The sequence below is a fragment of the Vannielia sp. genome, assembly GCF_029212645.1.
Classification (GTDB): Bacteria; Pseudomonadota; Alphaproteobacteria; order Rhodobacterales; family Rhodobacteraceae; genus Vannielia.
In genome coordinates this window covers 59,394-72,330 of sequence record NZ_JARGND010000013.1, presented here as the reverse complement: position 1 = coordinate 72,330, position 12,937 = coordinate 59,394, and the positions used below count along the sequence as shown (strand labels likewise).

Sequence of the window (12,937 nt, the reverse complement as noted above, 5' to 3'; positions counted from 1 at the left end):
GAGCGCGAGATGGAGATCGAGGCCTTCCGCGCCCGTGAATACTGGTCGGTCAAGGCGCTGCTCACCACGCCGCGCGGCCAAACCTACGAGGCCCGCCTCACCGTTCTGGGCGGCCAGAAGCTTGATAAATACGACATCGCCAATGAAACCGCCGCCGAACTGGCGGTGCAGGCGATCACCTCGCGCGATCTCACCGTGCAATCGGTTGAGGCCAAGCCCGGCACCCGCAACCCCTCGCCCCCCTTCATGACCTCGACTCTCCAGCAGGAGGCCAGCCGCAAGTTTGGCATGGGCGCGCGGGCCTGCATGAGCACGGCGCAGCGGCTTTATGAGGCCGGGCACATCACCTACATGCGGACCGATGGCATTGATATGGCCCCCGAAGCCGTCACCGCCGCGCGCGATGCAATCTCTGCGCGCTTTGGGGCCGATTATGTGCCAGGCAAGCCGCGCATCTATAAAAACAAGGCCAAGAACGCGCAGGAAGCCCACGAGTGTATCCGCCCGACAGACATGAAGGCCGATGCCGCCTCACTGCGGCTGGAGCCGGATCAGGCCAAGCTCTACGATCTGATCTGGAAGCGCACACTCGCCAGCCAGATGGAATCCGCCCGCTTTGAGCGCACCACCGTCACCGTTGGCTCGGCTGACAAGCAGATCGAACTGCGCGCCAACGGCCAGGTCGTGCTGTTTGATGGCTTCCTCGCGGTCTATGAAGAGGGCCGTGACGATGATGTGGTGGATGATGATGACAAGCGCCTGCCGCAAATGTCCCAAGGCGAGGCCGCGCAAAAATCCAGCGTGACCCCGGAGCAGCACTTCACCCAACCGCCACCGCGCTACACCGAGGCCACGTTGGTCAAACGGATGGAAGAACTGGGCATCGGCCGCCCCTCCACCTATGCCTCGATCGTCACCACGATCCAGGACCGTGAATATGTGCGCAAAGACAAGAACAGGCTCATCCCCGAGGATAAGGGCCGCCTCGTTATTGCGTTTCTTTCCAACTACTTCCGCAAATATGTGGGCTATGAGTTCACCGCCAAGCTGGAAGAGGAGCTTGATGAGGTTTCCGCCGGTGACGCCGCCTATAAGGAGGTGCTCGCCAGCTTCTGGCGTGATTTCAAGGCCGCGATCGAGGAGACCTCCGAGCTGCGCATCACCGAGGTGCTGGAAAAGATCAACGAGGTGCTCGAGCCGCATCTCTTCCCACCCACGCCCGAGGGCGGCGATCCGCGCCTGTGCCCCCATTGCGGCAAGGGGCGGCTCTCCATGCGCACGGCCCGCTCCGGCGGCGCCTTCATCGGCTGCTCCAACTACCCCGAATGCCGCTATACCCGCCCCTTCGGCCCGCCCGATCCCGAGGCCGAAAAAAGCGCAATCCCGCCCGAGGGCAAGCTGCTGGGCGAGGACGCAGGCGATAAGATCTGGATCATGAAAGGCCGCTTTGGCCCCTACGCCCAGCGCGGCGAAGTGACGGAAGAAAACAAGAAACCGCCACGCCAGTCGATCCCGAAAGAGTGGAAACCCGAAGAGGTTGATCTGCCCACCGCCGTGCGCCTGCTCGCCCTGCCCCGGCTGATCGGGCAGCACCCCGAAGATGGGGTGAATGTCTGGGCCAATATCGGGCGCTATGGGCCCTATATCAAACACGCTGAAAGCACCTCTGACCGGGGCGGCACCAACGCCAACCTCGAAAGCCTTGATGAGGTGTGGGAGGTCGGCATGAACCGCGCCGTGCAGCTTTTGGCCGAGAAAGTCGCCTCACGCGGCGCACGCGGCCAAGCGAAAACCCTGCGCGAGTTGGGCGAGCACCCTTCCGAGGGCGGCCTTGTTGCCATCATGGAGGGCAAATACGGCCCCTATGTGAAGTGGGACAAGATCAACGCGACCCTGCCCAAGGGCAACGATGTTGAGCAGGTCACCATGGAACAGGCGTTGGAACTGATCGCCGAAAAAGCCGCCAAAAAGGGCGGGGGCCGCAAGAAAGCCGCACCCAAAAAGGCCGCCGCCAAAAAGCCTGCCGCCAAGAAAACAACGGCGAAAAAGGCACCGGCAAAGAAGGCTCCAGCCAAAAAGCCCGCGGCAAAGAAACCGGCCGCAAAAAAGGCGGCGCCAGAAGAATAGCGCCGCCAACTTCGGTTTAAAATCAGCGGCCTGGCCCTGCGAAAGCACCGCCAGGCCGCCGCGACAATCCCCGTTATTTTTGCGGATCAAAGCGGTTCAGCGGCACCCGCAGCACCGCGCGGCCCTTCGCGTCCGGCTCAGGCAAACGCCCGCCACGCAGGTTTACCTGAAGCGCGTAGAGCATTTGTTTGGGCAGGGAGAGCGTGGCGTCACGCTCATCGCGGGTCTTGATGAATTCCTCCCGCGTCACACCCCGCTTTACGTGGATATTGCTCTCCAGATGCTCCCCCACCGTGGCCATGCAGGCCGGATCGCGCCCGCCCTTGCCGTAGTCGTGCCCCACAAACACCCGCGTGTCCTCGGGCAGCGCAAGAATGGCCTGCAAGCTCTCCCAAAGCTCCTCGGTCGAGCCACCGGGGAAATCGGCCCGCGAGGTGCCGCTATCGGGCACCATAAAGGTATCATGGGCAAAGATCGCATCGCCCACGAGGTATGAGACCGACGCCAGCGTATGCCCGGTTGACAGCATCACCTTGATCTCCAGCCCCCCCACCTTGAAACTGTCACCATCGGCAAAAAGCCGGTCCCAGTGGCCGGGGCTGTTGGCAAGGCTGTCATCGGCATAATAATCGGCCCAGATCTCCTGCACCTTCAGCACCTTTTCCCCAATCGCCTGCTTCGCGCCGAGCTTTTCAGCAAGGTAATGCGCCGATGAAAAATGGTCGGCATGGGGGTGGGTATCCAGCACCCACTCCACCGTCAGCCCCTCGGCGGCCACATAATCCGCAATTTCATCGGCACTCGCCGTCCAGGTCGCGCCCCCGGCGGGATCAAAATCCAGCACCGGATCAATGATGATCGCGCGCTTGGTCTCCGGGTCCGAGGCAACATACTGCCAGGAGCCTGTCGTTTCTTCATAAAAGCAGGCAACATCCGGGCTTCCGGGCTGGTCGGTATGGGGAGATTTGATCATTTGGTTGCTCCTTGGTCTACCATATTCACATTCGTTAATCTGAATATAAACCCCTCGTGGCGATGTTAAACCCCCAACCGGGCAAAAGCCCGCCAATAGATTGACACCAGCCAAGCGGCACGAGAAAACATGAGCAAGCGTTCCAGAGGAGAGACCATGCAGAAAGTCTATGGCTCCGCGTCCGAGGCCCTTGAGGGCACCTTGTTCGACGGCATGTTAATCGCAGCCGGGGGCTTCGGCCTTTGCGGCATCCCCGAGCTCTTGATCGCGGCCATCCGCGATGCAGGCACCAAGGATCTTACCGTCGCCTCCAATAATGCAGGCGTCGATGGTTTTGGGCTGGGGCAACTGCTAGAAACCCGGCAGGTCAAAAAAATGATGAGCTCTTACGTGGGCGAAAATGCCGAGTTCATGCGCCAGTATCTTTCGGGCGAGCTTGAGCTTGAGTTCAATCCCCAGGGCACCCTGGCCGAGCGGATGCGCGCAGGCGGGGCCGGCATTCCGGGGTTTTACACCAAAACCGGCGTCGGCACGGTGATCGCCGAGGGCAAGGAAGTGAAGCAATTCAACGGGGAAGACTATATCCTCGAAGAAGGCATCGTCGCCGATCTCGCCATCATCAAGGCGTGGAAAGCCGATGAAACCGGCAACCTTTTGTTCCGCAAGACCGCGCGCAACTTCAACGCGCCCGCCGCCACTTGCGGCAAGATCTGCATCGCCGAGGTAGAGGAAATCGTGCCCACCGGCAGCCTTGACCCCGACAAGATCCACCTGCCCGGCATTTATGTGCACCGCATCGTACAGGGCGAACACGAAAACAGGATCGAAAACCGCACCGTGCGCAAGCGGGAGGACGCATAATGCTCGATAGTCCCGCGTTGGCAGAACCCCTGCGACAAAACCTAATCAGCACAGCCCAATCCAACATGGGCAGGCTCACTGCCACCAGCATCACTTACAGCGACGTTGCTTATAGCGCGAGCAGAAGAATGCGTGGTTTTGGCAGCGTGAAAAACATCAATGACAGCGGCCTTGCCCTTCACGAGCGCTCGGTCATTTTTGAAGGGAAAGAATAATGCCCTGGGACCGTAACCAGATGGCCGCCCGCGCGGCCGATGAGCTTGAAGACGGCATGTATGTCAACCTCGGGATCGGCATCCCGACCCTTGTGGCCAATTACGTCGGCGACAAGGATATCACCCTGCAATCCGAAAACGGCATGCTCGGCATGGGCCCCTTCCCGCTTGAGGGCGATGAAGACCCCGATCTGATCAACGCCGGCAAGCAAACCATCACCGAGCTGAAGCGCACCGCCTATTTTGACAGCGCCCAGAGCTTTGCGATGATCCGTGGCGGCAAGATCGCCGCCGCGATCCTTGGCGCAATGGAAGTGGCCGAGAACGGTGATCTTGCCAACTGGATGATCCCCGGAAAGCTCGTGAAAGGCATGGGCGGCGCGATGGACCTTGTGGCCGGTGTTGGCCGCGTCATCGTGGTGATGGATCACACCAACAAGCACGGCGAAAGCAAGGTGCTGAAGGAATGCACCCTGCCGCTCACCGGCAAGGCTGTGGTGGACCGGATCATCACCAACCTCGGTGTGCTCGATGTGGTCGAAGGTGGCCTCAAGATCGTTGAACTGGCCGAAGGCGTCACCGAAGAAGAGCTTCGCGCCTCCACCGACGCCACCATCGTTTAAGCAAAAACCATCGGGTGGCGCCCCACGCGCCGCCCGATTTCCCTGCCCTCTCAAATCCTTAGCAAAGCGCGCGGGTTCGCGCCAGGGGCGCCACTCGCTCGCCGCGTCACGCAATCGCCCCAGTCCGGTCTCGCCCGCGCCGCGCCGCCGCGCGAGGGTGCGCGCATGATCCGCCTGCCCTTTCTACTCAGACGCATCCCGCGCCCTGCGCTGGAAAACGCCCTTGTGCTCCTCAGCGCCGGGCTGATCACCCACGCAACGCTCCCACCAGAAAGCCCGGTCTCCCCACTGGCGCTCACGTTGATTTCAGCCTGCCTCTTCTCCTATGTCCGCGCCCTGCCCGCCCTTCTGCGCAACCCCAATATGCGTGCCCTGACCAACCGCGCCGTCTACCTGACCACCCTCATGCCCCTCCTGCTCTGCACCGCCTATCTGCTGGCCGATGGCACCCCATGGCTGCAACGCATCTTCGCTGCACATCTTGTGCTGGCCGGGCTGCCGGCCCTGCGCACCCTGCTCACCGGCCCCGCGCCCGATATGCCGAGCGACGTGCCACCAAGCTGGGCACGCCACATCGCACAGCTGCAAATCCTGCTGCTCACCGCGCTGATCGTCACCAATGAGCTGCTCATCACCGAGGCCGACAGCCTTATCTGGCTGGCGTTCCGCGCCATTGCCTCGATCGGCTATGAGGTGGCGCTATTTGGCCTCGCCAGCCAAACCATGCCGCGTGGGGATGACTGAGCCTTTGATTGTCGCCAAAAGTGAAACAGCACCTTAAAATTGCCCAATTCTGTTGCTACTCGGGCAGGCAATGACACTGGCATCAAGCACCCTCTCCTCCGCCCCCACCCCGCGCGCGCGCCGCCGCGGGCGTGAAGCGCTGTTCCTTCTGGGGCTGCTCGCACTCTTTGCGGTGGGGCTTGGCGGGCTGGCACTGGCAGGCGGCTGGCAGGAAAGCTGGGCGCAGGTTGCCCGCCTGTCGCTCTGGCAAATCGGGCTCTTGCTGCTGCTCTCACTGGCCAACTACGGGCTGCGCGGGCTGCGCTGGCACCTGTTTTCCCGCCGCCTCGGCCTCGGCCTGCCGCTCTCAGCCTCGCTGCGCCATTTCCTTGGCGGCTTCGCGATGACAGTCACCCCCGGCCGGGTGGGTGAGCTGGTGCGCATGCGCTGGATTTCCCGCGAAACCGGGTGGCGCTTTACCCGCTCCGCCCCCCTCGTTCTGGTTGACCGCGCCTCTGATCTTGCCGCCATGGGCGCGATCCTTGCGCTATCTCTCAGCCTGTCGACCATGGGCATAACCGGGGCGTTCCCCGTGGCCGCTCTGGCGCTCATTGCCGCCATCGTCGCCACCCGCCCCGCCCTGCTCACCCGCATTGTCACCGTCCTTTACCGCCTGCTTGGCCGCGCCCCGCGCGCCTTTGGGCGCATCCGCTCGGCGGCCCGGTCCCTCACCGTTTTCTCGACCCTGCCCACCATCGCAGGCTCGCTCAGCCTCGGCGCGGCGGGCTGGCTGGCCGAAGGCATCGCCTTTGCGCTGCTGCTCGGCTGGATGGGCGCCGATATCGGCCTGTTCTCGGCCATCGCCATCTTTGTCTTCTCCACCCTCGCGGGCGGCCTCACCGGCGCCCCCGGCGGCATTGGCGGTGCCGAAGCGGCCATGATTGCCCTGCTCAAGCTGCACGGCATTCCGCTTGAGGTCTCCGTGCCCGCCACCGCCATCATCCGCATCACCACGCTCTGGTTTGCCATCGGGATCGGCATCCTCGCCTTCCCCGCCGCCGAGCGTGCCTCTCTGAAAGCGACCACCCCATGAGTTGGAAAACCGGCACCTACAGCGGCTGGGGCCGCATCAAATCCGCCACCGGCGAGCTGGCCCGCCCCGAGCGCGCCTCGGCGCTTGCCCACGTCGCCGCCGAAGGCCCGGCCATCGGCAACCGGCGCAGCTACGGCGATGCCTGCCTCGTCTCCGATCACCGCGCCATTGATATGTCCCGGATGGACAAGATCCTGTCCTTCGATGAGGCCAGTGCAATCCTCCACGTTGAGGCGGGCGTGCCCATCGGTGAACTCGCCCGCATCTTTGCGCCGCGTGGCTTCTTGCCTGCCGTCATGCCCGGCACCGGCTTTGCCACCGTCGGCGGCTGCATCGCCATGGATGTCCACGGCAAAAACCACCACGGCGCAGGCAGCTTTGGCCAGCACGTCACCGAAATCACACTGGCCTCGGGCAAGGTGCTCACCCCCGGAATGGAGCTGTTTCGCGCCACCGTCGGCGGCCTCGGCCAAACCGGCCCGATCCAGTCCGCCAAGCTGCAAATGCTGCGCGGCAAGGTCGATGTGATGATGGTCACAGAGCGGCGCGCCGATGATCTTGATAGCTTCCTCACCCTGCTCGATGACTCCACCGCCACCTATACCGTCGGCTGGATCGACGCGACAGCCACGGGCGCGGCGCTCGGCCGTGGCATCCTCGAAGAAGGCGAAACCGGCGCAGGCCTGGTTCCGCCCGCCAAGCGCGGCCGCCGGGTGCCGCTGAACGCACCGGGCTGGGCGCTGTCTGCCCCCATCGTGCGCGCCTTCAATCAGCTCTACTTCCGCCGCGTTCCCGCCAAGGGCCGCACGCTGGTCAAACCGATTGACGATTTCTTCTTCCCGCTGGACCGGATCCACGATTGGAACAAGCTCTACGGCAAAAAGGGCTTTCACCAGTTCCAATGCGTTGTGCCGGTGGGCGAGCGCGGCTGCATCCGCGCCATGCTCAACGCCATCGCCACCTCAGGCCTCGCCTCGCCGCTGGCGGTGCTCAAGCGCATGGGCGAAGGGCGCGCGGGCTGCATGTCCTTCCCGATGGAGGGCTATACGCTCGCAGTCGATTTCCGCAATCGCCCCGGCACCCGCGGCCTGATCACCGAGCTGATCGCCGAGTGCCGCGCGGCGGGCGGGCGCATCTACTTCGCCAAGGACAGCGTTGCGCGCGCCGCAGATATGAGCGGCATGTATCCCGAGCAGGCCGACTGGGCGGCGCTGGTCAATGCCACCGACCCCGACCATCGCTATGAAACCGATCTTACCAAACGGCTCGATCTGAGGAGCACCTCCAAATGACCCAAGAAACCTGGATCCTCCTCGGCGCAACCTCCTCCATGGCCCGCGCCATGGCCCGCCAATTGGCTGGCGAAGGCGCCAACCTCGTGCTCGCAGGCCGCGACATGGCCGACCTCGAGGCACTCGCCGCCGATTGCACCCTGCGCGGGGCCGCCACCTCCGTCGCCACGAAGTTTGATGCGCGTGACGCCGCCACTTTTGCGCCGGTGATCGAAAGGGCCGAGGAGCTGGCAGGCGACGAGGCGCTCTGCGCTGCGGTTTTCGTCGGCTCCATGCCCCCGCAAGACGCCATAGATGCCGACCCGTCCCTGATCGACGGCACCGTGACCGATAGCTTCACCGGCCCCGCCCGATTTTTGCAAATGCTCGCGCCCGCGCTGGAGGCCCGCGAAAAGGGCCTCGTGATCGGCGTCGGCTCTGTCGCCGGAGATCGCGGACGCATCGGCAATTACGTCTACGGCGCCGCCAAATCGGGCTTCGCCACCTATCTTTCCGGCCTGCGCAACCGTTTGGGCCGCAAAGGCGTGCATGTGATGACCGTGAAGCCCGGTTTCGTGGACACCGCGATGACATGGGATGTCGAAGGCATGTTCCTCGTCGCCTCCCCCGATCAGGTCGCCGCCCATATGCTGAAAGCCGGTCGCAAGGGGCGCAACGTGCTTTATACCCCGTTCTTCTGGCGCTACATCATGTCGATCATCCGCGCGGTTCCCGAGCCGATCTTCAAGAAACTCTCGGTCTGACCGCCCCAAAAGCGCAATCCTGTGGCCCGCAACGGCCAGAAGTGCTACCCGGTTCCCGTCCCACCACGTCCAGCACTGGATCGCTCATGTCTGCCCTCACCCCCGAAGGCAAAGCCGCCCTCTCCGATGTCGCCTCCCGCCACGGCGTCTCCACCGACGCCGCCGAAACCCTGCTTTCCGCATTGGTTCAGGGTCAGGGCACGCAGGCGCAGTTCAACCACCCCGATCTTGGCGGCATGGGCCAGTGGTCACAGGGCGGGATGACGATGGTGGGCGATATGTTCAACAATGGGCTCAAGGCCACGGTCGATGCCCTTTGCCATGATCTGTCGGGCCTGCTGCGCAGCAGCGGCACTTTCGCCCCGGCCCCCGCCTCCAGCCAAAGCCAAAGCAGCGGCGCGCATGGCACCAGCCTCTTTGTCGCCGGCTCCGGCGCGCCCAATTCCCCCTGGCCCGCAGAGCTTGGCGCGCCCTCGTCTGCCGGGGCGCAAAACAACATGCGCTACGCGATCTTCCCCGCCACCCGCCGCCTTGCGATTGATCTTGCGGGCAAAGTCACCGTCTATGACACCGCCGATCACCAGATCTTCGGCGTCGGGCAGCAGCAAAGCGGCGACCAATCGCTCACCTTCACCAGCCAGAACGGCCTCGTTCGCCTCGCTGATCTGAAAGAAATCACCCCAGGCGCGGCTGAGGACACCCCCGCAGACCCGGCCCAAAGCCAAACCCCCAGCCCGGCCCCCGCGCCCGAACCTGTGGCCCAAACGCCGCCGCCCGGCACGCCCACCCCCGCCCCGGCGGAGGCTGATGACATCATCGCGCTGATCCAGAAACTGGCAGACCTGCATGCTTCCGGCATCCTCACCGATGCCGAGTTCGAAGCCAAAAAGACCGACCTTCTGGCGCGCCTCTAATCCCATGGCCCAAAGCATCGCCCATATGGCCCTCGTCGTGCGGGATTACGACGAAGCCATCGCCTTTTACTGCGAAACCCTCGGCTTTGAGCTGGTCGATGACAGCGACCAACCCGAGCAAAACAAGCGCTGGGTCGTCGTCAAACCGCGCGGCCCCTCAAACACCTCGCTCCTGCTGGCCCGCGCCTCGGATGACCACCAGGCACAATATATCGGCGATCAGGCCGGTGGCCGGGTGTTTATGTTCCTGCGCACCGATGATTTCTGGCGTGATTACGAGGCTTACAAGGCCAAGGGCGTCACCTTCACCCGCGACCCCAAGGAAGCCCCCTATGGCACCGTCGCGGTCTTTGCCGACCTTTATGGCAACCTGTGGGATTTGATCCAGTTCAGCGATGGCCGCGCATAACCTGCATCGCCCCAAACCTAAGCGCCAAACCACTCCGCCCACAGTCCGGCGGCCCAAAACAGCAACGACATGGTAAAAAACATCACCCCCAGCCCCACCTTGTCGCGCATGGCAAAGACGATCGGGTCATAATCCATCTTTCCCTGCCAGCCGATCCGCACCATGCGGATCAACCATTGGGCCAGGAAGGGAATCGCGCACCAAAGCAGCCAGCGATCCGGGTAAAGCGCCTGCGCCTGCGGGGTCAGCGTGTAGATAAAGAAAATCAGCAACGCACCCACCACGCCAACCCCGGCCACATTCAGCAAATCAGGCCGATCCGCCCGGCCATAGCCACGCCCCGGCAGGCGTTCGTCATTCTTGGCCCTGGCCAGCTCGGTAAGCCGCTTCACGCAGCCCAGCGTGATGAACACCGGGAAAACAAACACCAGCATTGATTGGGTAATCGCCACTTCGCCCGCCGCCGCACCCGCCACCACGCGCACCGTGTAAAGCGAGGCCAGCATCACGATATCCACCCAGCGCATCCGCTTCAGCTTTAGGGAATAGGCCAGCGACAGCACGATATAGAGCGCGATCACCCCAAGGAACGCCCAGTTCAGCGAGGCCGCGAGGAGCAGCGCCGATAGCCCAAGCCCCACACCTATAACCATGCCCACGCCGATCGGCACCGCGCCCGAGGCAAACGGGCGGCGGCTCTTGGTCGGGTGCAGCCGGTCGGCCTCCAGATCGAGCAGATCGTTGACAACATATATAGAAGAGGCCGCCGCCGAGAAGGCGACAATCCCCATCAGCACCGGCAGCAGGGTGGCAAGGGTAAAGTCATGCGCCGCCAGCATCGGCAGTAGCAACAGCACGTTCTTGACCCACTGATGCGGGCGAATGGCGCGGATCACATCGCGCCACGCCCAGCCACCGGGATAGGTTGTCACGTTCTTTCCGGCCCGCGCGAGGCGGGCGGCCAGCGACGGCTGCGCGCCAACCATCAGCACGTTCTCGGCCTCTGACCACACCTTTGCATCCACAGGCGCATTGCCCGCATAGTCAAAGCCGTCCTTGCCAAAGGCCTCTACCAAAGCCTCCGCCTTGGCCTGCCCTTTCAGGTTCACCACCTCTGTCGACGCAAAGATGCGCGGCGAAAACCCGTGTTCATCGGCGATCTGGCGCACCAGGCCTTCGTTGGAGGCCGAGGCCAGCACCACCTCGCGCCCTGCCGCCTTGGATTGGTCAGCCAGCTTGGAAATATCCGGGTGCACCGGCATCAGATCGGTGCGCACCGGCGTGATCCGCGCCAAGGCTGCTTTCAGCTTTTCGGGGTGGCGAAAGTGGGTCACGCTGGCCGCCAGAGTGGCCAGCGGGTCATGCCCAAGCCCGGCCCAAAAGGTTTCCAGCAACAGGTCGGTCTTTAGAAAGGTGCCATCAACATCCAGCACCAGCGGCTTGATCTGCGACACGCCTCAGCCCCCCTTGGGCGCAAAAACGCAACCATCGCTCACAAGCTCCGGCGGCGTCAGGCACAGGCCCCGCGCTACCGTCCAGGCCGCCAGAACCTTGGGCACATAATCGCGGGTTTCGGCATAAGGCGGCACACCTTTGTGCTTCTTCACCGCCCCCTCGCCCGCATTGTACCCGGCCAGCACCAACAGCGGATCGCGGTCAAACTCCTTCATCAACCAGTTGAGGTATTTCACCCCACCCTTGATGTTCTGGGTCGCATCACCGCTGTCCTGCACGCCAAAGCGCTTGGCGGTGTCGGGCATAAGCTGCATCAACCCCTGCGCCCCGGCGGATGACACCGCTTCTATATTCCCCGCACTCTCGATCCCGATCACCGCCAGAACCAGCGCCGGCGAAACATCGGTGCCAATCGTGGCTTTCAATATCTCTGCACCATGCAGATCGGCGATCTTCTTCATTTGCGCGAGGCGCGGTGCTTTTACCGTCTGCCCTTCGGGGCCATTGGTGAGCATTTGCACCGCCGAGTTCAGCCGCCCCGGCGCTTTGGCCGCCAGTTGAGGGCTGATCTGCGTCCAGAACCACCCATAGGTCGGCGCGGCGGGCAAAGCCGCCTCGGGATCAAGGCTCGCGGTAACGACCTCTCCCTCCCCTTCTGCCTCGGCTTTCTTCTTTTCATCCTCGGGAACGGCCAGATAACGCGCCTGCGCCTCAGGGTCGATCTGCACAGAGATGCGTTTTCCCGGCAGGCCCTTGCCTACCTTTACCCTCTTGAAGGTGAAATTATCGCGGGTGGGTTCCTCGGCAAGGCACACCCCACCCATCAGAATCCCCACACTTGCCAGCACGGCCACTGTCGCTCGACGCATGTTTCGCGCCTTTCCTGCTCAATTATCTTTTTCTCTTTTGTCGGGAGACTCGCAAATTCCGGCTCACATAGCCAGAAAAAGGGAAACAATGAGTAAAATGCGGTTGCAATTTGTTGCATTCGGTCGACTATCGAGATCGTTCAGAAATTTCTTTCTAAAAAATTATCGTTATAAAACATATCGTTAAATGGATTTCATGCGATTTTTCGGGCCGCTCCAAAATTGTCCGATACCCGCCCAACTCGTGCCACGATCAAGGGGCTTATTAGCGACATACCGAGACGGGGATCGGGCCACTAAAGAGGCCGGTTCGAGATGATCCGCTCAGGTAGACACTGGAAACGAGCGAAAATCCTTGGAGGGATATACTATGAAACTTTTTAACTTCGTGAAAAACTTCCGCAACGACGAAGACGGTGCTGTGACTGTTGACTGGGTTGTGCTGACCGCCGCTATCGTGGGCCTCGGCATCGCCGTTCTCGCATCGGTCTCCGACGGCGTGACCTCGCTGGCCGGCAAGATCTCCGGCGAGCTGAACGGCATGTCCATCGCGACTTACTAATCGCAAGCGGATACTCCGAAAAGAGCCGTGTCCCACTTGGGGCACGGCTTTTTTTATGTCCTGAAGTTGCTCACGAAA

14 protein-coding genes are annotated in these 12,937 nt (G+C 62.6%); 11 read left to right on the top strand and 3 right to left on the bottom strand.

Annotated elements, in window-relative coordinates:
* Positions 1–2,127: type I DNA topoisomerase (gene topA, locus P1U55_RS06475; protein WP_301046717.1), on the top strand; the 2,127-nt coding region annotated here is incomplete at its 5' end.
* A gap of 73 nt (positions 2,128–2,200) precedes the next feature.
* On the opposite strand, the gene P1U55_RS06470 is transcribed toward topA, so the two are convergent.
* Positions 2,201–3,100 (bottom strand): MBL fold metallo-hydrolase, encoded by a 900-nt coding sequence (locus tag P1U55_RS06470; protein WP_301046716.1) that lies wholly within the window; start codon positions 3,098–3,100, stop codon positions 2,201–2,203.
* 156 nt (positions 3,101–3,256) lie between these two features.
* On the opposite strand from P1U55_RS06470, the gene P1U55_RS06465 reads away from it, so the two are divergent.
* The 9 genes from P1U55_RS06465 (at position 3,257) to P1U55_RS06425 (ending at position 9,973) form a co-directional block, all read left to right on the top strand.
* Positions 3,257–3,961: a CoA transferase subunit A gene (locus tag P1U55_RS06465; RefSeq protein WP_301046715.1), complete on the top strand. Its 705-nt coding sequence runs from the start codon at positions 3,257–3,259 to the stop codon at positions 3,959–3,961.
* A complete protein-coding gene (locus P1U55_RS06460; RefSeq protein ID WP_301046714.1) occupies positions 3,961–4,176 on the top strand; it encodes a hypothetical protein in 216 nt (71 codons plus the stop codon). The genes P1U55_RS06465 and P1U55_RS06460 overlap by 1 nt, the downstream gene beginning before the upstream one ends.
* Positions 4,176–4,799 (top strand): 3-oxoacid CoA-transferase subunit B, encoded by a 624-nt coding sequence (locus tag P1U55_RS06455; RefSeq protein ID WP_301046713.1) that lies wholly within the window; start codon positions 4,176–4,178, stop codon positions 4,797–4,799. Before P1U55_RS06460 ends, P1U55_RS06455 begins: the two co-directional genes overlap by 1 nt.
* Positions 4,800–4,964: 165 nt before the next feature.
* Complete coding sequence (locus P1U55_RS06450) at positions 4,965–5,543, top strand: hypothetical protein (RefSeq protein WP_301046712.1); 579 nt, start codon at positions 4,965–4,967, stop codon at positions 5,541–5,543.
* A gap of 70 nt (positions 5,544–5,613) precedes the next feature.
* On the top strand, positions 5,614–6,615 hold the full coding sequence (locus P1U55_RS06445) for a lysylphosphatidylglycerol synthase transmembrane domain-containing protein (RefSeq protein WP_301046710.1): 1,002 nt from the start codon (positions 5,614–5,616) through the stop codon (positions 6,613–6,615).
* Positions 6,612–7,907, top strand: a complete 1,296-nt coding sequence (locus P1U55_RS06440) for an FAD-binding oxidoreductase (protein ID WP_301046709.1) — start codon at positions 6,612–6,614, stop codon at positions 7,905–7,907. Before P1U55_RS06445 ends, P1U55_RS06440 begins: the two co-directional genes overlap by 4 nt.
* Positions 7,904–8,650, top strand: a complete 747-nt coding sequence (locus P1U55_RS06435) for an SDR family NAD(P)-dependent oxidoreductase (RefSeq protein ID WP_301046708.1) — start codon at positions 7,904–7,906, stop codon at positions 8,648–8,650. The genes P1U55_RS06440 and P1U55_RS06435 overlap by 4 nt, the downstream gene beginning before the upstream one ends.
* An 86-nt stretch (positions 8,651–8,736) precedes the next feature.
* Positions 8,737–9,564, top strand: coding sequence for an SHOCT domain-containing protein (locus P1U55_RS06430; RefSeq protein WP_301046707.1), 828 nt, complete (start codon positions 8,737–8,739; stop codon positions 9,562–9,564).
* Positions 9,565–9,568: 4 nt separating this feature from the next.
* Positions 9,569–9,973, top strand: a complete 405-nt coding sequence (locus tag P1U55_RS06425; protein ID WP_301046706.1) for a VOC family protein — start codon at positions 9,569–9,571, stop codon at positions 9,971–9,973.
* A gap of 17 nt (positions 9,974–9,990) precedes the next feature.
* On the opposite strand, the gene P1U55_RS06420 is transcribed toward P1U55_RS06425, so the two are convergent.
* Complete coding sequence (locus P1U55_RS06420; RefSeq protein ID WP_301046705.1) at positions 9,991–11,427, bottom strand: UbiA family prenyltransferase; 1,437 nt, start codon at positions 11,425–11,427, stop codon at positions 9,991–9,993.
* Positions 11,428–11,430: 3 nt separating this feature from the next.
* Complete coding sequence (locus P1U55_RS06415; RefSeq protein ID WP_301046719.1) at positions 11,431–12,252, bottom strand: lytic transglycosylase domain-containing protein; 822 nt, start codon at positions 12,250–12,252, stop codon at positions 11,431–11,433.
* A gap of 415 nt (positions 12,253–12,667) precedes the next feature.
* Here P1U55_RS06415 and P1U55_RS06410 point away from each other — a divergent pair, with 415 nt between their 5' ends.
* Positions 12,668–12,859: a hypothetical protein gene (locus tag P1U55_RS06410; RefSeq protein ID WP_301046704.1), complete on the top strand. Its 192-nt coding sequence runs from the start codon at positions 12,668–12,670 to the stop codon at positions 12,857–12,859.
* Positions 12,860–12,937: the final 78 nt, after the last annotated feature.